The sequence below is a fragment of the Streptomyces sp. NPDC052064 genome (assembly GCF_055585925.1).
In genome coordinates this window covers 1-18,715 of the sequence record NZ_JBVJJE010000003.1, presented here as the reverse complement: position 1 = coordinate 18,715, position 18,715 = coordinate 1, and the positions used below count along the sequence as shown (strand labels likewise).

The following is an 18,715-nucleotide window of genomic DNA, read 5'->3' as shown; positions in this document are numbered from 1 at the left end:
CGTCAGCCCGTGCTGACCCTGAGTTCCTTCACGCCGTTGATCCACGCCGACCGCAACCGGCGCGGATCCTGGACCAGTCGCAGACCCGGCATGGCGTCGGCGACGGCGTTGAAGATGAGGTCGATCTCCAGCACGGCGAGGGACTTGCCCAGGCAGTAGTGCGGGCCGCCGCCGCCGAAACCGAGGTGGGGGTTGGGATCGCGGGTGATGTCGAAGTCGTCCGGCTCGTCGAAGACCTCGGGGTCATGGTTGGCGGAGGCGTAGAAGAGGCCGACGCGGTCGCCCTTGCGGATCAGCTTGCCGCCCAGCTCGGTGTCCTGGGTGGCGGTGCGCTGGAAGGCGGCGACCGGGGTCGCCCAGCGCACGATCTCCTCCGCCGTCGTCGACGGCCGCCCCCTCTTGTACAGCTCCCACTGCTCGGGGTGGGTGAGGAAGGCGTGCATGCCGTGGGTGATGGCGTTGCGAGTGGTCTCGTTGCCGGCCACGGCCAGCATCAGCACGAAGAAGCCGAACTCGTCGGAGTTGAGGTTGCCCTGGTCCTCCGCCGCCACCAACTGCGTGACGATGTCGTGGGCGGGGCACTGCTTGCGGCCGGCGGCCATGTTCATCGCGTAGGCGATGATCTCCGTGGCCGACTCGGCGCCGACCTCCTCGGTGATGGCGTACTCGGGATCGTCGTACGCGATCATCTTGTTGGACCAGTCGAAGATCTTGTCCCGGTCCTCCTGCGGTACACCCATCAGCTCGGCTATCGCCTGGAGGGGCAGTTCGCAAGCGACCTGGGTGACGAAGTCGAACGGGCCGGTGTGCGCGCGGGCGTTCGCCACGATCGCGTGGGCACGGGCCCGCAGCCGCTCCTCCAGCGCGCGGATCGCCCGGGGCGTGAACCCGCGCTGCACGATCTGCCGCACCCGCGTGTGCTCCGGCGGGTCCATGTTCAGCAGGATGAACCGCTGCGCGTCGATGGAGTCGCGCTCGATGTGCTCGTTGAAGCGGATGATCGCCGTGTTGAGGTACGACGAGAACAACTCCGGGTGCGTGGAGACGTACTTGACGTCGGCGTGCCGGGTGACCGCCCAGTACCCCTCGTCCTGGAAACCGGCGAGACCCGCCGGCTGCGGCACCCAGCAGACCGGCTCCACCCGGCGCAGTTCGGCGAACTCCGGCAGGGGCACGCGGCTGTGCAGCAGGTCCGGATCGGTGAAGTCGAACCCCTCGGGCAACGCGGGACAGGACATGGCGGCTCCCACCACTCGTACCGACTCTGATTCTGACGGCCCATCAGCTGTGCGGAGTTGCGGTGACGGTAGTAACGGGTTCTACAAGTAGCAAGAGGCACGGGCCCCCCAATTACCCGCACGACCCTTGCGGTCGACCAGCAGCCCTCAGCACACTGCTGACAGAACTAGAACGCGTACTAGTTCCGCGTAGCCTCCCGGAGAGGACCCGCACCCATGGCTGCCGAACCCGTGATCGTCGAAGCCGTACGCACCCCCATCGGCAAGCGCGGCGGCGCGCTCGCCAACCTGCACCCCGCCTACCTCCTGGGCGAGACGTACCGCGAACTCCTCGGCCGCACCGGTATCCCGGCCGACTGCGTCGAGCAGATCGTCGGCGGCACGGTCACCCACGCCGGCGAGCAGTCCATGAACCCCGCGCGCACGGCCTGGCTCACGATGGGGCTCCCCTACGAGACGGCCGCGACGACCGTCGACGCGCAGTGCGGGTCCTCCCAGCAGGCCTCCCACATGCTGGCCAACATGGTCGCCACGGGCGTGATCGACGTCGGCATCTCCTGCGGGGTCGAGTCGATGTCCCGGGTGCCGCTGGGGTCGGGCTCGAAGCACGGGCCGGGCAAGCCGTTCCCCGACGAGTGGAACGTCGACCTGCCGAACCAGTTCGAGGCCGCCGAGCGCATCGCCCGCCACCGTGGCCTGACCCGCGAGAACGTCGACGCCCTGGGCCTCGCCTCCCAGGAGCGAGCCGCCCACGCATGGGCGGAGGAGCGCTTCAAACGAGAGACGTTCGCGGTCCAGGTACCGACGACGGAAGAGGAACAGCACGCCGGGCAGGGCATGTGGCGCCTGGTGGACAAGGACGAGGGCCTGCGCGACACGACGGCGGAGGCGCTGGCCGCGTTGAAGCCGATCATGCCGACGGCGGTCCACACGGCGGGCAACTCGTCGCAGATCTCCGACGGGGCGGCGGCGATCATGTGGGCGTCGAAGAGGATGGCCAGGGCCCTGAAGCTGAAGCCCCGGGCCCGGATCGTGGCCCAGGCCCTGGTGGGCGCCGACCCCCACTTCCACCTCGACGGACCGATCGACGCGACCAACGCCGTGCTGGGCAAGGCCGGGATGTCCCTCAAGGACATCGACCTCGTCGAGATCAACGAGGCGTTCGCGTCGGTCGTACTGAGCTGGGCACAGGTCTTCGAGCAGGACCTGGAGAAGGTGAACGTGAACGGCGGCGCGATCGCGCTCGGGCACCCGGTGGGAGCCACCGGGGCCCGGCTCATCACGACGGCGCTTCACGAACTGGAACGCGCGGACAAGGAGTTCGCGCTGATCACGATGTGCGCGGGCGGCGGTTTGGCCACCGGCACGATCATTCAGCGGTTGTAGTCGCCGTCCAGTTGACGAAGGTGGTGAACATGGCGGGGTCGAGGGTGAGGATCGGTCCCGCCGGGTTCTTTGAGTCGCGTATTGCGATGGCGGCAGAGGCTTCGGCGACCTCTACACAATCACCGCCCTGGTCGCCGCCACTTGGACACGGTGCTGAGGATCTTCACCACGGACCTCACCCGCGACCGGATCACCATGGCGTCCGCTCCCGGCTTCTCCGGTTCCTTCTCGGCCCTCGCCAGAGCCCAGCGCGAGATCGGCACGGCCGACACGCCGGCCCGGTCCACCCTGCAACGCGTCAGAGAGGCTTGGTCGTTGCCGGTGCCGCCCGCCATTCCTCCCCCCTAAGACATCGTTTCACTTGGTGAGTCGGCGACAGTTGATCAGGCTGGCGGCTATGGCTGTGCAGGCGAACTAGGAGCGAGGCGACCGTGATCCGGCAAACCAATCCGTCGACAGCTGAGCCGAGCCCCGGGCGCTCTGGACGTTCTGGGGTGGGCCTGCCGGTCGCCCGAACCAGTGTGCTGCACCCCGGCGGTCACGCAATTCCGTTAGCAGTCCACAGCAGCCACTTCCTGATGTCGGGCGTCGATCGTTCGGCGACGAGCGCCGCCATGCCGCCCGGTCAGGGGCGCGGCCGGAATCCGCCCCAGTTCGCGAGGGGTCATGGGGACACGGCATAGGCGGCCATGAACATGTCGAGCAGGCCGTCGATCGCCGCTTCGTCGACAGGGCGGGTGGACAGCAGCCCCCGGTAGTAGAGGGCGCCACACAGCACCTCGGTGGGGTAAGTGAGGTCGGCGTCCGCGATGAGCTCGCCGGTGCGCTGGGCGCTGGCCAGGCGGTCCAGGGTGCGCTGTTCGATCGTGGCGAGGAACTGCTGGTAGAGCCGCTCGCGCAGTGCGTCGTCGTCCTGGGCCGCGATGATGACGGCGCGGTAGACGGGCCAGATCTCAGGGCTCAGTAGTGCAGCACTGGAGCGGACGAACTGCTCGCGCAGATCGGCGCGGACGTCGCCGGTGTCGCGGTAGTCAAGGTCGGAGCCGAGGGCACGGTGAAGGGCATCCAGGAGCAGCTCGAACTTCGTCGGCCAGCGCCGGTAGATCGTGTGCTTGCCGACGCCGGCACGGCGGGCTACCGCGGCGATCGTCAGGTCTGAGTAGCGGACCTCCGCGGCAAGTTCGAAGGTGACGCGCAGCAGCTCCTCGGTTCGCACCGCGCCACGGCGGCGGGGCTCGGCGGCCTTGTCGTCGGTCATGCTGCCGATCCTATCGGCACATATAGTGCCGTTGACAGTCGGGGCCTCGCCAGGCAATCTGATGCCCCGGCATCGGCACGAGGTGTGCCGATGTGATGTGGTGCTCCGACTGCCCGGAGGACCTCATGTCCGGTAACCGACGAGGAGAGGCACCCTGCAGCGGCGTGATCGTTCAGTTCGCCGAGTGGGTCACCCCGTCCGGCCCGGGGAACGCCGGGCAGTGCCCATCACGTCGCCTTCCGTCCGGTCCCGGCAACGTACGGCCCGGACCATGCATGTCATCCCGCAACCGGCAAGAGACCGAGACCATGTCACCTGATCCGACCTCCATTCACCCACTGCCCGCCCACGACCGCGTGGTGTTCCTCAACCCGCTGATCACCTCGCCGAACATCGTCGTGGGTGAGTACACCTACTACGACGATCCGGACGGCGCCACGGACTTCGAACACTGCAACGTCCTCTACGCCTACGGGCAGGAGCGCCTCGTCATCGGCAAGTACTGCGCCATCGCCACCGGCACCACCTTCCTGATGGCCGGCGCCGAGCACCCGACGATGGGCGTCTCGACGTACCCGTTCACCATGTTCGGCGGCCGGTGGGCCGAGCAGACCCTGGACGTCGTCACCGCCATGCCCAGCCGCGGCGACACAGTCGTCGGCAACGACGTCTGGTTCGGATACCAGGCGACCGTCATGCCCGGCGTTCGGATCGGCGACGGCGCCATCATCGCGGCCGGCGCCGTGGTCACCGCCGACGTTCCGCCCTACACGATCGTCGGCGGCAACCCGGGCCGCCCGATCCGGCAGCGCTTCGACGACGCCGACATCGAGCGACTGCGGCGCGCCGCGTGGTGGGACTGGCCCGCCGACCTGGTCACCGAACACGCCCGCACCATCATGGCCGGAACCCCGGCCGACATCGAACGCATCGCCACCGAGCAGGGAGCAAGGAAGTCCCTTTGAGTCATGTGACCCAGATGTTCGTCGAAGAGCACACGGTGGCCGACGGCGCAGCCGGGCCCTACGCCCTCACCACGGGACCGGACGGCGCCCTGTGGTTCACCCTCGTCCACAGCGGCCGGATCGGCCGCCTCGTCCCCGGCGAGGAGCCGACGAGTCACCGGCTCGATCCCGACTGCGGGCCGACCGCCATCACCCCCGGCCCGGACGGTGCGCTGTGGTTCACCGAGTACCAGGCGGACCGAATCGGGCGGATCACCACCAACGGCGTGATCGACGAATTCCACACCCCCACACCTGGTTCCGGGCCGTTCGGCATCGCGGCGAGCCCTGACGGCGCGCTGTGGTTCACCGAGACCGCTGCCGACCGCATCGGCCGCATCACCGTCGACGGCCGCATCACCGAGTTCCCGCTGCCCGTCACCGACGCTTTCCCCTCGGCGATCACCGCCGGCGGCGACGGCGGGATGTGGTTCACCCTCAACCAGGCCAACGCCATCGGGCGGATCGGTGTGGACGGTACGGTCACCCTTCACCCCCTGCCGACGCCGGAGGCGGCACCGGTGGGGATCGCCGCGGGCCGCGACGGCGTGCTGTGGTTCACCGAAATCGCCGCAGGTCAGATCGGCCGAATCACACCCGACGGGCAGATCGACGAGTTCCCGCTGCCCGACCGCGCCGCCCGCCCGCACGCCGTCACCGTCGACGGACAGGGCACCTTGTGGTTCACCGAATGGGGCGGCAACCGCGTCGGCACCCTCACCGCCGACGGTTCCGTCACCGGTCACGACCTGCCCACCCCACGTTCCGAACCGCACGGCATCGCCATCGGGCCCGACGGCGCTCTGTGGACCGCACTGGAGATAGGTTCACTCGCCCGCATCACCTCAGCCGACAGCACCGCCTGAAAAAAACACCCCCTCCCACACCATCAGCAGCGGTCGCCCGTACGACGACCGGAGAGGAGTTCCCATGAAATTCGCACTCGTGATCTTCGAGACGGACGAGTCGCGTCGTCGGATCCAGGCCGACCGGGCCGGGTACCGCAAGGAGTACGAAGGCTGGATCGGCGGACTCGCCGCAGCCGGAAAGCTGGCCGGCGGCGACGCCCTGGAGACCGAACACACGGCCCCCGCGACAGTACGCAGCGCGGCCGACGGGACATCGATCGTGACCGACGGACCCGCGCACACCGGCGAGGAGACCCTCGGCGGCTGGTTCATCGTCGACGTGGCCGACCGCGAGGAAGCCCTCGAACTGGCCATGAGCCTCCCCACCCCGGAGACCGTCGAGATCCGCCCGATCCTCGAATCCGCCTGAACAGCGCGGGGAAACCGGCCCGATGGCACACGTGCGGCCGCAGGGGCACCACTGCAGTGCCGCCTGGCCTCGCCTGATCAGGCCGTCTGGCCGCAGCCGTCGGCGCCAAGGATCTCGCCGCACAGAGGCGCTTCGCCCAGTGGAGCCGGAACCGGGTCTGGGCCAGGCTGCACCGGCTCATCCTCGACGAGCTCGGCGCTCGGGGTGAGCTGGACTGGTCGCGGTGCGCGATCGACTCCGTCAGCGTCCGAGCTACAAAAGGGGGCCACTGACTGGACCGAATCCGACCGACCGTGGCAAGCAGGGGTCGAAAATTCACCTGATCACCGACCGGAGTGGCATGCCGCTGTCGCTAGGGATCTCCGGCGCCAACATGCACGACAGCCTCGGACTGCAGCCGCTCGTTCGCGGAATCCCGCCCATCCGCTCCCGCCGCGGACCCCGTCGGCGACGTCCGGCCAAGCTCCATGCCGACAAGGGCTACGACTACGACCACCTGCGGAAATGGCTTCGCGGGCGCAGCATTCGCCACCGCATCGCCCGCAAGGGCATCGAGTCGTCCACGCGGCTTGGCCGACACCGCTGGGTCGTCGAGAGAACGGTCTCCTGGCTCGCCGGATGCCGAAGGCTGCACCGCCGCTACGAGCGCAAAGCCGAGCACTTCCCGGCCTTCGTCGGCGTAGCCGCAGCCCTCATCGGCTACCGCCGACTCACCAAGTGAAACGACGTCTACTGATCTTTTCGTAAGTTCGGTGGGTGTGGTGGGCGGATGGTCAGGCCGGTATGGGCGAGGAATGACCATGGAAGTCGGGGGTTGGTGTTGATGCGGTGGATGCCTTGCGCGGTGGCGTCGGCGACATCGGCGAGGTGGTCGCCGGCGAGGTTGGCGAGTTCACGCTTCTTGAGTGAGGACCACAGCAGTTCCACCGGGTTCAGCTCGGGAGCGTAGGCGGGTAATCGTTCCAGGGTGAGCCAGTCCTGTTCGGCGGCCCAGGCCCGCATCGCCCGGCTCCAGTGGGCGGACAGGCCGTCCCAGACCAGGACCACTCGCTCGCCGCGGTAGAACACCTTCATCTGCTCCAGGACCTCGATGAGTCCGGCGGTGTCGTAGCTGCCGGGCTTGAGGTGAAAGCACAGGCGGACCCCGCGATCGGGGTCGGTGGAGTGGTACCCCAAGGCCCCGGCCATCGACGCACGCTTCCAGTTCAGGCGGTGCCGCAGGAGCGGAGTCCGCCCTCGGGGCGAGCAGGTGCGGCGGATCTGAGAGAGCAGGGAGACGCCTGATTCGTCGAGGAAGACGATCCAGGCACGTGTGCACGGCCCCTTTCTGATGCGCGGCCACTCGTGCGCGATCCAGCGGGCGATCTCCGATTCGTCCCGCTCGACCGCCCGCCGCTCGGGCCGTTGCAGGCTCCATCCGAGCCGGCCGGTCAGCAGCCGCCACACCGACGCCCTCGACAACACCACCCCCGTTGCCCGGGTGACGACCGCGCCGACTCGCTCCAGGGTCCACAGGTCGGCCTCGAAACCATGAGCCTGGGCACCTTGCTCCAACGCGGCCCGGACCATCTCGACCTGAGTGTCGTCCAGCTTGGGTGGGCGTCCGGTGGCTGCCCGTCGCCGCAGGGCCGAAGCACCGCCTTGCTCCCACACCCGCCGCCAACGCCGCACACTCTCGGCACACACCCCCACCGCCCTGGCGATCTCCGCATTCGAGACGCCGTCCTCGAACAACTCGACTGCCCGAACACGACGCGCCTCCGCCAACTGAGGCCGCGACAAAGGAGGAAGGCAGGAGCCGGCAACCGAGGGGGAAGGTTGATAAGCCACGCCGACAGCCTCCCACCCACACGCCCACCACACCCACCCAACTTACGAAAAGATCAGTAAGGGCTGTGCTGTCCCGTAACTGCTGGTCACGGGTGAGATGATCTTGCTGTGTCTGGTGTGATCACGGCGTCGGAGCCCTCCTGGACAGCCTCGTTCACCGGGCTGAGCCCGCGCCGGTTCGGCAAGCTGATCACCGCTCTGCGGCGTGAAGGTGCGGACCCGGTGCGCAAGGGCCGACCCTGGAGCCTGCCGCTGGAGGAACTACCGGTACTCCACCAACCACCAGGTCGTCATCGACGCCGACACCCGGCTCGTCGTCGCCGTCGGCCGGCCGCTGCCCGGCAACCGCAACGACTGCAACGTTCATCACGCCATGCTCGGCATCGCCTGCCTGCACAACCTCGTCCTTGCCAGGTGACCCGGAAACCAGCAGGTCACCCAGCACATCGAAGATCATTCACGGGACAGCCCTCAGCCGAGGGTGAGGGTGTAGTTGCGGCCTTCTGTCCGGCGGACGACGTAACCGACTGCCTCAAGGCCACCCAGTCGCCGACGCAGGGCCCAGGGATTCTCCGGTGCGTCGAACTCCACGCAGAGCACCCTGGGCAGGATTCTCTCTGCCACGATCCAGTCCAGCACTGCGCCCTCCGCACCTTCGATATCCATCTTCAGCAGGTCTACGTGGTCGTGTCCCAGCTTCTCGGTGAATGTCGCCAGCGAATGGCATTGGGCGTCGAACCCCGGACCGCTGCCGCGGACCTCCGTCGCGGAATGAGAGACATGCGCGGAGTCAGCGGGTGGGTGAAAGTGCAGAACTGCGTCCTCCTTCCACAGTCCGAAGGGGAGGAAGTGCCATCGGGGTTCGGTGATTCGGCTCGCGTACTCGGTGGAGCGCGGTGTGGGATCCATCGCCCATACTTCACAGCCGAACCTTTCAATGAGGGCGAGGTCGAAACTCGCGTCCTCACCGACCCCTGCCGCGTAGACGACCGAGCTTTCGTTGATCAGGCCGGTGGGGATCCACCAGCCTCCGTAATCGCTGCCCAGACGTTCCAGATCGTCGCGAGGCAGAATCCGGGTCAGCCGGGGTACGACAACCTCCGCCGCCTTGAGTTTGATCCGTCGGACTAGAGGTGTCACCGCGGCCCTTTCGATGGCGGTTCTCGGCAACGGCCGGCGCAGCTCGTCGTTCCGTGTCACCGCCCCCGGCCACTTGCGAGCCTCGGTGCTGAGCGCGCGGAATGCCACTGGAGCGACCGTCTTGCTTGGAACCGTAAGCAGCGTGCGGAAACCCTCCCGGTATTCAAGAACGCTTCCACGGAGGAATCACACCGTCGGCGTATGAGGTCGCCGGTTTATCGGACTCAGATCAGCGCACCGGCCCGGTTTAGCACTTGCGCACTGTTCGTCTGGTAATGATGGGATGCGCGAGTTGAGGAGTGTTCCGTGCCGTCAGTCCGCATCGCCGTGTTGATGACCAGCCACAATCGACGCGAAAAGACCATGTCGGCGCTTGCCGCGCTCGCAGAACAGCATGGGCTGCCGGAGGACACGGCCGTCCGTACCTATCTGGTTGACGCGGGCAGCACCGACGGCACCCCCCGTGCGGTCCGCGCCGCCCACCCGGAAGTACAGGTCACCACGGTCGGCAGTGATGTCTACTGGGGCCACGGCATGCGCATCGCCAGCCGCGGCAGCCGAGGGGCCGACGAGCCGGAATGGGACTACCAGCTCTGGCTCAACGACGATGTGACGCTGGACGGCGACGCCCTGGCCGTGCTGCTCGAAACCGCCTGCGCGGTCGGGTCCGGCAAGGTTGTCGTCGGCGCCGTACGGGCGCGTGACGGCCTCCGCACGACGTACTCCGGGCGCCGAGGCCGGGCCCTCGCGCTGGTCGAACCCACTGGACGGCCCGAGCCCTGCGACACGTACAACGGGAACGTGGTGCTCCTGCCCCGTGCCGTGTGGGAACGCGTCGGTGACATTGACGAGGTCTTCCGCCACGGCATGGGGGACTACGACCACGGACTGCGCGCCCTCCGAGCCGGCATCCCCGCCTATGTGACCCCGCGCCACGTCGGCAGCTGCGACTACGGCCCGCCCCTGACCGGCTCCCGTGAACCCGGCATCGGGGTGCGGGAGGCGCTGCGCCGTGTCACCTCACAGCGCGAACTACCGCCCCGTCAATGGTGGATCTACTGCCTGCGGCACTCGTGGCCGTGGGCTCCGTTGTTGCTGTTCTCCCCTTACGCCAAGACGGCGGCGCGAGCCGCAGTCCGCCGCTCCTCCTCGGAGCGCTGATCCCTTGTCCTTCGACCCGACGACACCGTTGTTCGGCTGCACCGCGTTCCTCCTCGGGGCCGCCCTCATCGCGAGCTTCGTCCGCTGGCCCAGCTGGGCCATCGGTGTGTACACCACCGTCCAGCTCTGGCAGTCGCATCAGTCCATGCCCGGATCCCGGTCGAGCGCGGGCGTGGATCTGCTTCCCACCGACGCGCTGACGGTATGTCTGCTGGCTGCGTCGCTCATCATCCTCGCGAGGAGGAGGGGGTACCGCGCCCCGTTGGCACTCCTCGCCCTGCTGTCCCTGACCGCCTGTGCGCTGCTCCGCGGATTCGGGCGCTTCGATGCCCAGACGGTGGGCAACGAGGCCCGGACCCACTTCATCCAGCTCCTGTGCGTCGCGTTCTTCGTCGCCGTCCTCTCTCCGGGCCGGCCGCTGGTGCGCACCGTTGCCCGCGTCTGGGTCGCGGCCGCCTGTGTTCTGTCCCTGCTGGCACTGCTGTGGTGGCTGGAGGCCGGTATCGGCTCCAACTCCGAACAGGTCATGGTCGACGGGGTGCTCACCAACGCCCGTGCGCTGGGCCCTGCCGAAGCCCTGATCATCGGCCAAGCGGCCATGTTCCTGCTGTGCGGTAGAGGCCTCGCGGGTCCCGGCTTCCTGGCCTGGCCGCTGCTGATGGTCGTCGTCCTGATGCAGCACCGCACCGTCTGGCTGGCCGTCGGTGTCATGTTCATCGGCTGGCTGCTGTCGCGCCGTCATGAAGGGGGATCCCGTCTCGCGGCGCTCACCGTTCTGGGTTCCCTGAGCACGCTCGGCCTACTGGCTGTCTCCTGGGGTGTCGCCGAAGGGGTCACATCGAGCCTCGGGGCTTCCAGTGAGGACGACGCGACGCTCGTGTGGCGGGTGGACGGCTGGCTCGCGCTGCTGCCAAAGCTCGATGGAGTGCTGAACTGGCTGGTGGGGCTGCCGTTCGGCTCGGGCTACGACCGCATGATGGACGGGGTCCTCATCACCTACTCCCCTCACAACTACTACCTGGAAGTGCTGCTGCGCCTCGGGCTCCTCGGCGTCGCGGCATTCCTGGCGCTGTACGCGACGGCCGGGCGCACGGCCGGCGCGGACCGCGAGCACGGGCTGCTGATCCGGCTGCTGATCTGCGGCCACCTGGTCTTCATGACCACCTACCCGCTCTTCCCTGAACAAGCCGTGGTCCTCGGCCTGCTGGCGGCCTGCGCGCGGCCGCGCAACGACGCACCCAGTCCCCGTACTACCCAGGAGTCGCCGTGCCCAACAAGACCGCACTCATCACCGGCATCACCGGTCAGGACGGCTCGTATCTAGCCGAGCTCCTGCACTCCAAGGGCTATCTGGTGCACGGCCTCGTCCGACGGTCGTCCACCATCACGACCCAGCGGATCGACCACCTCTACCAGGACCCGCACGAGCCCGACACCTGGCTGCAGCTGCACTACGGCGATCTCGCCGACGGCTCCCGCATCGCCGCGCTGCTGGAGCGAATTCAGCCCGAGGAGGTGTACCACCTCGCCGCTCAGTCGCACGTCCGGGTCTCCTTCGACGAACCCGAATTCACCGGCAGCACCACCGGACTCGGCACCACCCGTCTGCTCGAAGCCGTCCGGATGACCGGGTTGCCGTGCCGGTTCTACCAGGCATCCAGCTCCGAGATGTTCGGGACGACCGCACCCCCGCAGTCCGAGAGGTCTCCCTTCCACCCGCGATCCCCGTACGCGGCCGCCAAGGTGTACGCGTACTGGATCACCCGCAACTACCGTGAGGCGTACGGTATCTACGCCGTCAACGGCATCCTCTTCAACCACGAGTCCCCGCGCCGGGGCGAGACCTTCGTGACCCGCAAGATCGCCCGCGCCGCCGCGAAGATCGCCAGAGGCGAGCAGCAGTACCTGCATCTGGGCAATCTGGAGGCGCGCCGCGACTGGGGTTACGCGCCTGAGTACGTGGACGCGATGTGGAGGATGCTCCAGCGCGACCAGCCCGACGACTATGTCGTCGCTACCGGCACTAGCTACAGCGTCCGGGACTTCCTCACCTTTTGCTTCGAGCGCGCGGGACTGGACTGGGAGCGCCATGTACGGTTCGACGAACGGTACTTGAGACCGTCCGAGGTCCCCGCTCTGATCGGCGACGCGTCCAAGGCGGAACGCGAACTTGGCTGGCGGCCGAGCGTTCTGGCTCCCGAACTGGCCCGCATCATGACCGACGCCGAGCTGGGCGCCCCGATCCCGGGGGCTCGTACGCTGTGACCCGGCTCACCGGCCTGGATCTCAGCGACGAGCCCGCGCCACGGACGACGGGCGCGAGACCGTCCATGCCGACGCCAGGCGTCGGCACGGCGCGGACCCTCTCCCCACCGGACCACGGCCCGGCGGCGTTCTTCGCGCGCCGCCCGCTCCCGGCCGGCGAACCCACCGGATGACCACCGCCCGCTCCGCCGTGCACAGCCTGCTGTGGAACTTCGCGGGCGCCGCGCAGGCCGTCATCCTCCAGCTCGGCTACACCGCTCTGACCGCACGGCTCGTGGAGCCCGCCGCCTTCGGGGCGTACGCCATCGCGACCGCCGCACTCGGAATCCTCGCCTACTTCGCCAACGGCGGCGTGTCCGTCTGCCTGCTCCGAGCGCGCCGGCTCACCCGGCCGATCACCCGCCTTGCCCTGCGCACGACCGCCGTCACCGGCTGCTGCTGCTTCGTGGCCGCGCAGCTCGCCGCACCGGCCGTCGGCCTGCTCTGGGACATGGAAGGGCTGGTATCACTGGTGCGACTGTCGAGCACTCAGTTCCTCGTCACTCCCCTGTCCCTCGCGGCCACGGCCGCCCTGCGGCGCTGCGGACATGCGGCGCGAGTGGTGCGTCTGGAACTGGTCGGCCAGGCCTCCGGATTCGGCCTCTCCCTCACACTGCTGGTGGCCGGCTGGAGCCCGTACGCCCTCGCGGTCGCCACACCGCTCGCCGCGGCCGTGGTACTCGCCGGATCGCTGCGGCTGCTAGCCGCACAACCGCTGCCGGACGGGCCACGTCCGCCACTGGCGGAGCTGCTCGGTCCGTCCACCTTCTTCACCGGTTTCAGCCTGGTGCAGTACGGGTGCAACACCGCTCCCCTCTGGCTTGTCGGCGCCATGTTCGGCCCGGCCGCAGCCGGGTACTACTCGCGGGCATCCCTCTTCACCCAGCTCCCGGTGGCGATGCTGGCCCAGGGCATCAACCGTGCGGCCGCGCCCGCCCTCACCGAGTCACGCGGCAGCAAGGGCGAGTACGACACGCTGTGTGGGGCCTCGGCCATCGGCCTGATCGGGTTCGGTGCCATCGCCGGTGTCGGTCCCGCCCTGCTCGGTGTGCTGCTCGGCCCCGGCTGGGAGTCCGCCGGGCGGCTCGTGCCGCTGCTCGCGGTGGGCGCGGCGTTCTCCCTGCTGGCCTGGGTCGGTGACTCCATCAACCAGGTGCGGCAGGCCCCGGCCGCCATGGTGGGTTCCCAGCTCGCTGCCGTGCTGGCGATCGCGGGCAGCCTGGTCGCCACGTTCCGGCAGGAGAGTCTGTCCATGCTCCTGGCCGCTGCGGTGGCCGGCCCGCTCGCCGCGCACGCCGTCCAGCTGGTGTGCTGGGGCGGCCCTCTGGCGATTCCCGTGCTGCGGGCGCACGCAGCGCATGCCGCGGTGGGCGGCGCCGTCTTCGGGGTCTGCCACACGGGCCTCGTCCAGGGCCCGTACCTCGGACTCGTGGCCGCACTGCCGCTCGTAGCCGCGGTGGCGCTCCTTCGGGACCGGCTGCCCGCCTACGCGGTGGCGCGCCGACGAGGCCTGCTTCGTCTCGGCAGAGGCACCATTGGCTCGCCTGCCGTCGCCCGCTCCTCGGACCGGCCGTGAGACGGCCGGCCCGGCCTCACTCTGTGAGCGTGCTTGGTGTCGAGCCGATGGAGGACGTCCGGGTCCGCGCCCGGGAGCTGTTCGCCGTGTCCGGTCACGCACTGCCGTGGACGAGGCATTCCAGACCACGGGCGAACCTGTTGGCCATCGCTTCGACCGTGTAACGCGTCGCGTCGGCGCGGCAGGCGCGCCGCAGGGAAGCCAACCGGTCGGGATCGGCGAGGAGCGCGGCCACGGCCGCCGCGTAGCAGTCGGCGTCGCCGTCGACCACCAGGGCGTTGCGCCCGTCCTCCAGATACTCGAACTCTGGGCTGTGCAGGGGCCAGACACAGGTCACCAGCGGTGTTCGGAGCGCGAAGGAATCCACCGCGCAGAGTCCGACGGTTCCCGGCATCAGCATGACGTCGGCAGCAGCGCCGAGCAGCGCCTTGTCTCCGTCACACGCGTGCCCCACATGGACGACCGGGCCGCCGGCGGCCGCCACCAGATCTCGTTGGGCCCCATCGCCCGCGACCAGCAGCCGGAAGCCGGGGACACGGCGGGCGATCGCCTCGGCCGCGGCCAGCAGGAAAGGGATTCGCTTGTTCCGGTCGAGCCCGCCGATGTACAGCCCGGTCAGCCCGGGGTTCAGCCCGTACCGCTCACGTAGGGCCGCCACCTCGGCGTCCGTGACCGCGTCGCGCGCCGAGGCCAGCGACCGGCTGTCGAGTGCGTTCTGCACTACTGTGACCCGCCGCGGCGGCACCCCGGCCCGCACCGCGTACTCACCTCCCGCGTCGGTGTACGCGAAGAACCAGTCGGCCCTGCGGGTCAGCGCCGCCTTGGCCCATCGCTCGGGCATACGGTGCCGCATGCTATAGGTCCGCCCGTGCCCCCACAGTGCGACCCGCGTCCTGCGGCGTCGACGGGCGAGCAGCGGGTACGCGTCGAGCTGGTGCAGCGCCTGGGGCAGCACGAGCGCGTCACAGGACCGCGCCAGCGCGCCGAGCGGACGCCACACGATGCGGCGCCTGCCGATCCACCAGTCGCGCTGTGGGAGCTCGATCGCGCCGGGCAGCATGACACTGTCGCGGCGGTCCACCCAGTAGCCGGTCGGCGTACCGTGGGCGATGGCCAACTCCATGTCGCGCTCAGCCAGTTGATCGGCGAGCCGGGCATAGAATGGCAGCCGGTACGAGGTCATGTACGGCTGCACGAAGACGACACGAGCCCTTTTCATACCGGCTCCAGGGGCATGGCCGTGCCGAGGAGTTCCCCGTAGAGCCGCACCATCCGTCCGGCCCAGACCTCTTCGCTGTACGCCTCCTCGTACACCCGTCGGCAGTGGGTGCGCAGAGCCGGGAAGCTGCTACCCACCTCGCGTAGCACTCGGTCCAGCGGCTCCTCCCAGCCGATGACGGCGCCGGTGCCCTCGGCCCGCACCGCGACGTGCGTCGCGGAACCTTCGAAGGCGAGCACGGGAAGGCCGGCGGCGAGCGCCTCGATGTACACCAGCGGCATGCCCTCGTACCAGCGGCTGGGGAAGACGAGGCCGCGGTAGCCCGGCAGTCTGTGCCGTAGCTCGGTGCGGCCGAGCACGCCGTGGAACCGCACCGAGCGGGGTGCGGCGGCGCGGCAGTCCTCCTCCAGCGGACCGTTGCCAATGACGTCCAGCGGCGCGTCGGCCGGCCAACGGCGGAGGAGGTCGAGGATGCCCTTCTCCGCGGTGAGCTTTCCCGCGTACACCCAGCGTTCCCCGGCCTCGACGGCCGGGCCGTCCACCGACGGCACGAAGTTGGGGATGAGCGCCATGCGCCGCTCGTCCACCCCGGCGCGGGCATAGGTGGTGCGGCCGAGCTCGGAGAGGACCACGATCCGGTCGGCGCGACGCAGCAGCGGATCGGCGGCCGCTCCGCCACGCCCCGCCCAGGCGAGCGGCAGTGTGGCGAGCCGGGAACCGCGGTAGCAGCCAGCGCGCAGCCCGGCCCAGCGGTCCCCGTCCACGCACCTGGTGCAGATCGCGCCGTCACGGTAGAGCGTCGCCGCCGCGCAGATCGGGCGGAAGTTGTGCAACGTCGTCACGAGAGGACCACGCCATCCGGTCAGCCAGTCGCGGCCGAAGTTGGGGAAGAGATTGTGGACGTGCACGATGTCCGGGGAGAAGGCCCGCAGTTCGGGTAGGGGGGAGCGGCCGCGCCCACCGGCCACCGTGACCGCGCACCGGACCGCGTGCAGCGGGCGGGTCCGCAGTTCGTCGGTGTGCGCGGCGACCATCCGTACTTCGTGCCCGGCCCTGCGCAGCGCCTCCGCATGGTCGAGGGGGGCCTCGTTCTCACCACCGGGGGCGGAGGTGCTGTAAAAGCTGTGGACCAGGGCGATCCGCAGCGGCCTCATACGTGTGCCGCCTCTCGTGCGCGGAAGAGCACCACGTCGCACTGGAGCATCTGACCGGACTGCGGGTCGGTGAAGCCGGGGATGACGGACATCGGGGTGAGACCGAGATCCGACTGGAGCAGGTTCAGCGCCTTGTTGAAGAGCAGCCCTCCCTCGTACAGCGGAACGAAGGACGTCTCGGTCTGGATGCCGAGGCAGTCCGCCGCGTGAGCGCCCGCACCGCGCAGCACGTGTGCCTCGTACCCCTGGACGTCCATCTTGAGAAAGACTCGCTCGCCCGGGACGACGATCTGCCCCCACAGGTCGTCGAGCCGGCGGATCTCGGCCGTCTGCTCGCCGGTGTAACCGGCGTGCGGGGCCGCCCGCGAGTGACGTTCCAGCATCGGGAGCACCGAACTGCTGGCGCCCGCGTTGCCGGCGACGTTCATCACGATGGTGCCGGTGCGGTCGCCGAGAGCGTACGGCAGCACGGTCCAGGCGGGGTCGGACGCCGCCCGGCGGCGCAGTTCCGCACGCGGCCCGCTCAGTGGTTCGAAGGAGACGATGCGGCCCTGATAGCCGCTGCGACGCAGCATCGTCCCGTATCCACCGCAGTGTGCGCCGGTGTCGATGACCAGGTTGATGTCGAACTGTCCCAAGAGTTGGACGAGTTGCGGTCCTGACCAGGTCGCCGGGTAGCGGGCGATGTCGATACCGAGACGCTGTACGGCGCTGCGTACGCGGTGGAGGAGGGTCACGGTCGTACTGCTCCTTTGAATGGCTGCCCAGAGAAGTCGGCGATTTCCCCACAGCACCCACTGCCGCGGGTGGCCAAGAATGTCGAGGGATTCGCACATCGCCGTGTCGGGCCGAGGTTCGAGTGATGCCGGAGCCGAGCTGGAACGGCATCTCCGTAATCATCAACACCTTAGTGACCTCTAGTCGCGTGCATGGCACATGACACGACTGGCTTCCCGCCCATCCGGAAAACTCTTCACGTTCAAAAGGTGGTGAGTTGCATCCCCCGGAGGAATCAGGAAGCGCCTTCGGGTGACGGCGGCCAGGGAACGTGTGGCAGCTTGAAGACCATCGAAAGATTCGGCCTAGCATGCTGGGCGTGGCCCACGCGAAGAGCATCATCAAATCAGTGATCGGTCCGCTGAACCGTCCGGTTGCCCAGTCCCGGCTCGCCCTGGCCGTGAAGTCGCCGAACCCCTTGAAGATCGAAATCGGCAGCCACGCAGCCCGACGCCCGGGCTGGATCTGCACCGACATCTCCTGGCGTACGCGGCACTACCTGGATGCCACGAGGAGGTGGCCGGTCCGCACCGCCTCGGCGAGCCATGTCTACGCGGACAACATGATCGAGCACATCCGCCTGGAGCCCAATCGCCGCATGTTCCGTGAGGCGCATCGCGTACTCGTCCCGGGTGGACGCATCAGGTTGTCCACTCCGGACGTGGAACACGTGGTCCGGCTCTACACGGCAGACGACCAGGAGACCCGACAGGAGATGGAGAGGTGGCGCCGGAAAGGCTACGAGATCCATCACCCCATCGATCTGCTGCGTACGACTTTCCAGGACTGCGGCCATCACATCGGATACCTGTGGGACTTTGCCACCCTGACAGCCGAACTCGAATCGGCCGGTTTCAAAAATGTCCGCCGCTGTGCGCCAGGACAGAGCGACGACCCCGATCTCAGGAACCTGGAGGCCCGCCCCGACTTTGCTCTGACCGTGGAGGCGGAGGCGACCGGCTGAGAGCCGGACGAACTCCCGGCCGGATCACCGTGGAAGCCCCGATCGGCACCGCGCTGGTCAACATCACGGTCAGCGACACCGAGCGGCGTCGCGCGGCGGACATCGCCAACGCCGTTGCCTACCGCTTAGAGGTCGTTTCACTTGGTGAGTCGGCGGTAGCTGATGAGGGCTGCGGCTATGCCGACGAAGGCGAGGAAGTGTTCGGCCTTACGTTCGTATCGGCGGTGCAGCCGACGGCAGCCGGCCAGCCAGGAGACCGTTCTCTCGACGACCCAGCGGTGTCGGCCGAGCCGCGTGGACGACTCGATGCCCTTGCGGGCGATGCGGTGGCGGATGCGGCGCTCGCGAAGCCATTTCCGCAGGTGGTCGTAGTCGTAGCCCTTGTCGGCATGGAGCTTGGCCGGACGTCGGCGGCGGGGTCCGCGG

19 protein-coding genes and 2 pseudogenes are annotated in these 18,715 nt (G+C 68.8%); 12 read left to right on the top strand and 9 right to left on the bottom strand.

Annotated features, from left to right (window positions below):
* Positions 1-2: 2 nt before the first annotated feature.
* Positions 3-1,238, bottom strand: a complete 1,236-nt coding sequence (locus ACZ6TU_RS07975) for a cytochrome P450 (RefSeq protein WP_467680610.1) — start codon at positions 1,236-1,238, stop codon at positions 3-5.
* 216 nt (positions 1,239-1,454) lie between these two features.
* Between ACZ6TU_RS07975 and ACZ6TU_RS07970 the strand changes: the two genes are divergently transcribed.
* Positions 1,455-2,624: a steroid 3-ketoacyl-CoA thiolase gene (locus ACZ6TU_RS07970; protein WP_467680608.1), complete on the top strand. Its 1,170-nt coding sequence runs from the start codon at positions 1,455-1,457 to the stop codon at positions 2,622-2,624.
* Here the strand turns inward: ACZ6TU_RS07970 and ACZ6TU_RS07965 are convergent.
* A complete protein-coding gene (locus ACZ6TU_RS07965) occupies positions 2,608-2,706 on the bottom strand; it encodes a DUF397 domain-containing protein (RefSeq protein ID WP_467680903.1) in 99 nt (32 codons plus the stop codon). The genes ACZ6TU_RS07970 and ACZ6TU_RS07965 overlap by 17 nt on opposite strands.
* A gap of 59 nt (positions 2,707-2,765) precedes the next feature.
* On the opposite strand from ACZ6TU_RS07965, the gene ACZ6TU_RS07960 reads away from it, so the two are divergent.
* A complete protein-coding gene (locus tag ACZ6TU_RS07960) occupies positions 2,766-2,972 on the top strand; it encodes a hypothetical protein (RefSeq protein ID WP_467680606.1) in 207 nt (68 codons plus the stop codon).
* 316 nt (positions 2,973-3,288) lie between these two features.
* Here ACZ6TU_RS07960 and ACZ6TU_RS07955 read toward each other — a convergent pair whose 3' ends face one another.
* Complete coding sequence (locus tag ACZ6TU_RS07955; RefSeq protein ID WP_467680604.1) at positions 3,289-3,882, bottom strand: TetR/AcrR family transcriptional regulator; 594 nt, start codon at positions 3,880-3,882, stop codon at positions 3,289-3,291.
* 308 nt (positions 3,883-4,190) lie between these two features.
* On the opposite strand from ACZ6TU_RS07955, the gene ACZ6TU_RS07950 reads away from it, so the two are divergent.
* From ACZ6TU_RS07950 to ACZ6TU_RS07935, 4 genes and pseudogenes are all read left to right on the top strand, one after another.
* On the top strand, positions 4,191-4,847 hold the full coding sequence (locus tag ACZ6TU_RS07950; protein ID WP_467680602.1) for a CatB-related O-acetyltransferase: 657 nt from the start codon (positions 4,191-4,193) through the stop codon (positions 4,845-4,847).
* Positions 4,848-4,861: 14 nt separating this feature from the next.
* Positions 4,862-5,752 carry a Vgb family protein gene (locus ACZ6TU_RS07945; protein WP_467680901.1) on the top strand — a complete coding sequence of 297 codons (891 nt, stop codon included), beginning with the start codon at positions 4,862-4,864 and terminating at the stop codon, positions 5,750-5,752.
* A gap of 64 nt (positions 5,753-5,816) precedes the next feature.
* Positions 5,817-6,164, top strand: coding sequence for a YciI family protein (locus ACZ6TU_RS07940; protein ID WP_467680600.1), 348 nt, complete (start codon positions 5,817-5,819; stop codon positions 6,162-6,164).
* A gap of 119 nt (positions 6,165-6,283) precedes the next feature.
* A pseudogene (locus ACZ6TU_RS07935) lies at positions 6,284-6,885 on the top strand (IS5 family transposase); the annotation flags it as partial.
* An 8-nt stretch (positions 6,886-6,893) separates the two neighbouring features.
* Here the strand turns inward: ACZ6TU_RS07935 and ACZ6TU_RS07930 are convergent.
* Entirely contained in the window at positions 6,894-7,994 is a 1,101-nt protein-coding gene (locus ACZ6TU_RS07930) for an IS630 family transposase (RefSeq protein ID WP_467680598.1), read from the bottom strand.
* A gap of 108 nt (positions 7,995-8,102) precedes the next feature.
* On the opposite strand from ACZ6TU_RS07930, the pseudogene ACZ6TU_RS07925 reads away from it, so the two are divergent.
* Positions 8,103-8,349: pseudogene (locus tag ACZ6TU_RS07925) on the top strand (IS5/IS1182 family transposase); the annotation flags it as partial.
* Between the two features lie 116 nt (positions 8,350-8,465).
* Here ACZ6TU_RS07925 and ACZ6TU_RS07920 read toward each other — a convergent pair.
* Positions 8,466-9,242: an FkbM family methyltransferase gene (locus ACZ6TU_RS07920; RefSeq protein ID WP_467680596.1), complete on the bottom strand. Its 777-nt coding sequence runs from the start codon at positions 9,240-9,242 to the stop codon at positions 8,466-8,468.
* Positions 9,243-9,467: 225 nt separating this feature from the next.
* Here ACZ6TU_RS07920 and ACZ6TU_RS07915 point away from each other — a divergent pair, with 225 nt between their 5' ends.
* From ACZ6TU_RS07915 to ACZ6TU_RS07900, 4 genes are all read left to right on the top strand, one after another.
* Positions 9,468-10,295: a glycosyltransferase family 2 protein gene (locus ACZ6TU_RS07915; RefSeq protein ID WP_467680899.1), complete on the top strand. Its 828-nt coding sequence runs from the start codon at positions 9,468-9,470 to the stop codon at positions 10,293-10,295.
* Positions 10,296-10,299: 4 nt separating this feature from the next.
* A complete protein-coding gene (locus tag ACZ6TU_RS07910; protein ID WP_467680594.1) occupies positions 10,300-11,619 on the top strand; it encodes a hypothetical protein in 1,320 nt (439 codons plus the stop codon).
* Entirely contained in the window at positions 11,562-12,560 is a 999-nt protein-coding gene (gmd, locus tag ACZ6TU_RS07905; RefSeq protein WP_467680592.1) for a GDP-mannose 4,6-dehydratase, read from the top strand. Before ACZ6TU_RS07910 ends, gmd begins: the two co-directional genes overlap by 58 nt.
* Before the next feature lie 169 nt (positions 12,561-12,729).
* The gene (locus tag ACZ6TU_RS07900) at positions 12,730-14,175 is read left to right on the top strand and encodes an oligosaccharide flippase family protein (protein ID WP_467680590.1); all 1,446 of its coding nucleotides are present in this window, start codon (positions 12,730-12,732) and stop codon (positions 14,173-14,175) included.
* Between the two features lie 94 nt (positions 14,176-14,269).
* On the opposite strand, the gene ACZ6TU_RS07895 is transcribed toward ACZ6TU_RS07900, so the two are convergent.
* The 3 genes from ACZ6TU_RS07895 to ACZ6TU_RS07885 are packed head-to-tail and all read right to left on the bottom strand — an operon-like array spanning position 14,270 to position 17,285.
* Positions 14,270-15,394, bottom strand: coding sequence for a glycosyltransferase (locus tag ACZ6TU_RS07895; RefSeq protein ID WP_467680589.1), 1,125 nt, complete (start codon positions 15,392-15,394; stop codon positions 14,270-14,272).
* Positions 15,391-16,548, bottom strand: coding sequence for a glycosyltransferase family 4 protein (locus ACZ6TU_RS07890; protein ID WP_467680587.1), 1,158 nt, complete (start codon positions 16,546-16,548; stop codon positions 15,391-15,393). Before ACZ6TU_RS07890 ends, ACZ6TU_RS07895 begins: the two co-directional genes overlap by 4 nt.
* Positions 16,545-17,285 carry an FkbM family methyltransferase gene (locus ACZ6TU_RS07885; protein ID WP_467680586.1) on the bottom strand — a complete coding sequence of 247 codons (741 nt, stop codon included), beginning with the start codon at positions 17,283-17,285 and terminating at the stop codon, positions 16,545-16,547. Before ACZ6TU_RS07885 ends, ACZ6TU_RS07890 begins: the two co-directional genes overlap by 4 nt.
* A 359-nt stretch (positions 17,286-17,644) precedes the next feature.
* On the opposite strand from ACZ6TU_RS07885, the gene ACZ6TU_RS07880 reads away from it, so the two are divergent.
* Complete coding sequence (locus tag ACZ6TU_RS07880; RefSeq protein WP_467680584.1) at positions 17,645-18,289, top strand: class I SAM-dependent methyltransferase; 645 nt, start codon at positions 17,645-17,647, stop codon at positions 18,287-18,289.
* A gap of 137 nt (positions 18,290-18,426) precedes the next feature.
* Here the strand turns inward: ACZ6TU_RS07880 and ACZ6TU_RS07875 are convergent.
* A partial coding sequence (locus ACZ6TU_RS07875; protein WP_469547397.1) for a transposase occupies positions 18,427-18,715 on the bottom strand: 289 nt, incomplete at its 5' end.

Excerpts from the sequence above, each read along its gene's own strand:
- ACZ6TU_RS07975 (WP_467680610.1), bottom strand. The coding sequence starts at position 1,238 with ATGTCCTGTCCCGCGTTGCCCGAGGGGTTCGACTTCACCGATCCGGAC.
- ACZ6TU_RS07915 (WP_467680899.1), top strand. The coding sequence starts at position 9,468 with ATGACCAGCCACAATCGACGCGAAAAGACCATGTCGGCGCTTGCCGCG.
- ACZ6TU_RS07945 (WP_467680901.1), top strand. The coding sequence starts at position 4,862 with ATGTTCGTCGAAGAGCACACGGTGGCCGACGGCGCAGCCGGGCCCTAC.
- ACZ6TU_RS07970 (WP_467680608.1), top strand. The coding sequence starts at position 1,455 with ATGGCTGCCGAACCCGTGATCGTCGAAGCCGTACGCACCCCCATCGGC.
- ACZ6TU_RS07890 (WP_467680587.1), bottom strand. The coding sequence starts at position 16,548 with ATGAGGCCGCTGCGGATCGCCCTGGTCCACAGCTTTTACAGCACCTCC.
- ACZ6TU_RS07950 (WP_467680602.1), top strand. The coding sequence starts at position 4,191 with ATGTCACCTGATCCGACCTCCATTCACCCACTGCCCGCCCACGACCGC.
- ACZ6TU_RS07895 (WP_467680589.1), bottom strand. The coding sequence starts at position 15,394 with ATGAAAAGGGCTCGTGTCGTCTTCGTGCAGCCGTACATGACCTCGTAC.
- ACZ6TU_RS07900 (WP_467680590.1), top strand. The coding sequence starts at position 12,730 with ATGACCACCGCCCGCTCCGCCGTGCACAGCCTGCTGTGGAACTTCGCG.
- ACZ6TU_RS07940 (WP_467680600.1), top strand. The coding sequence starts at position 5,817 with ATGAAATTCGCACTCGTGATCTTCGAGACGGACGAGTCGCGTCGTCGG.
- ACZ6TU_RS07955 (WP_467680604.1), bottom strand. The coding sequence starts at position 3,882 with ATGACCGACGACAAGGCCGCCGAGCCCCGCCGCCGTGGCGCGGTGCGA.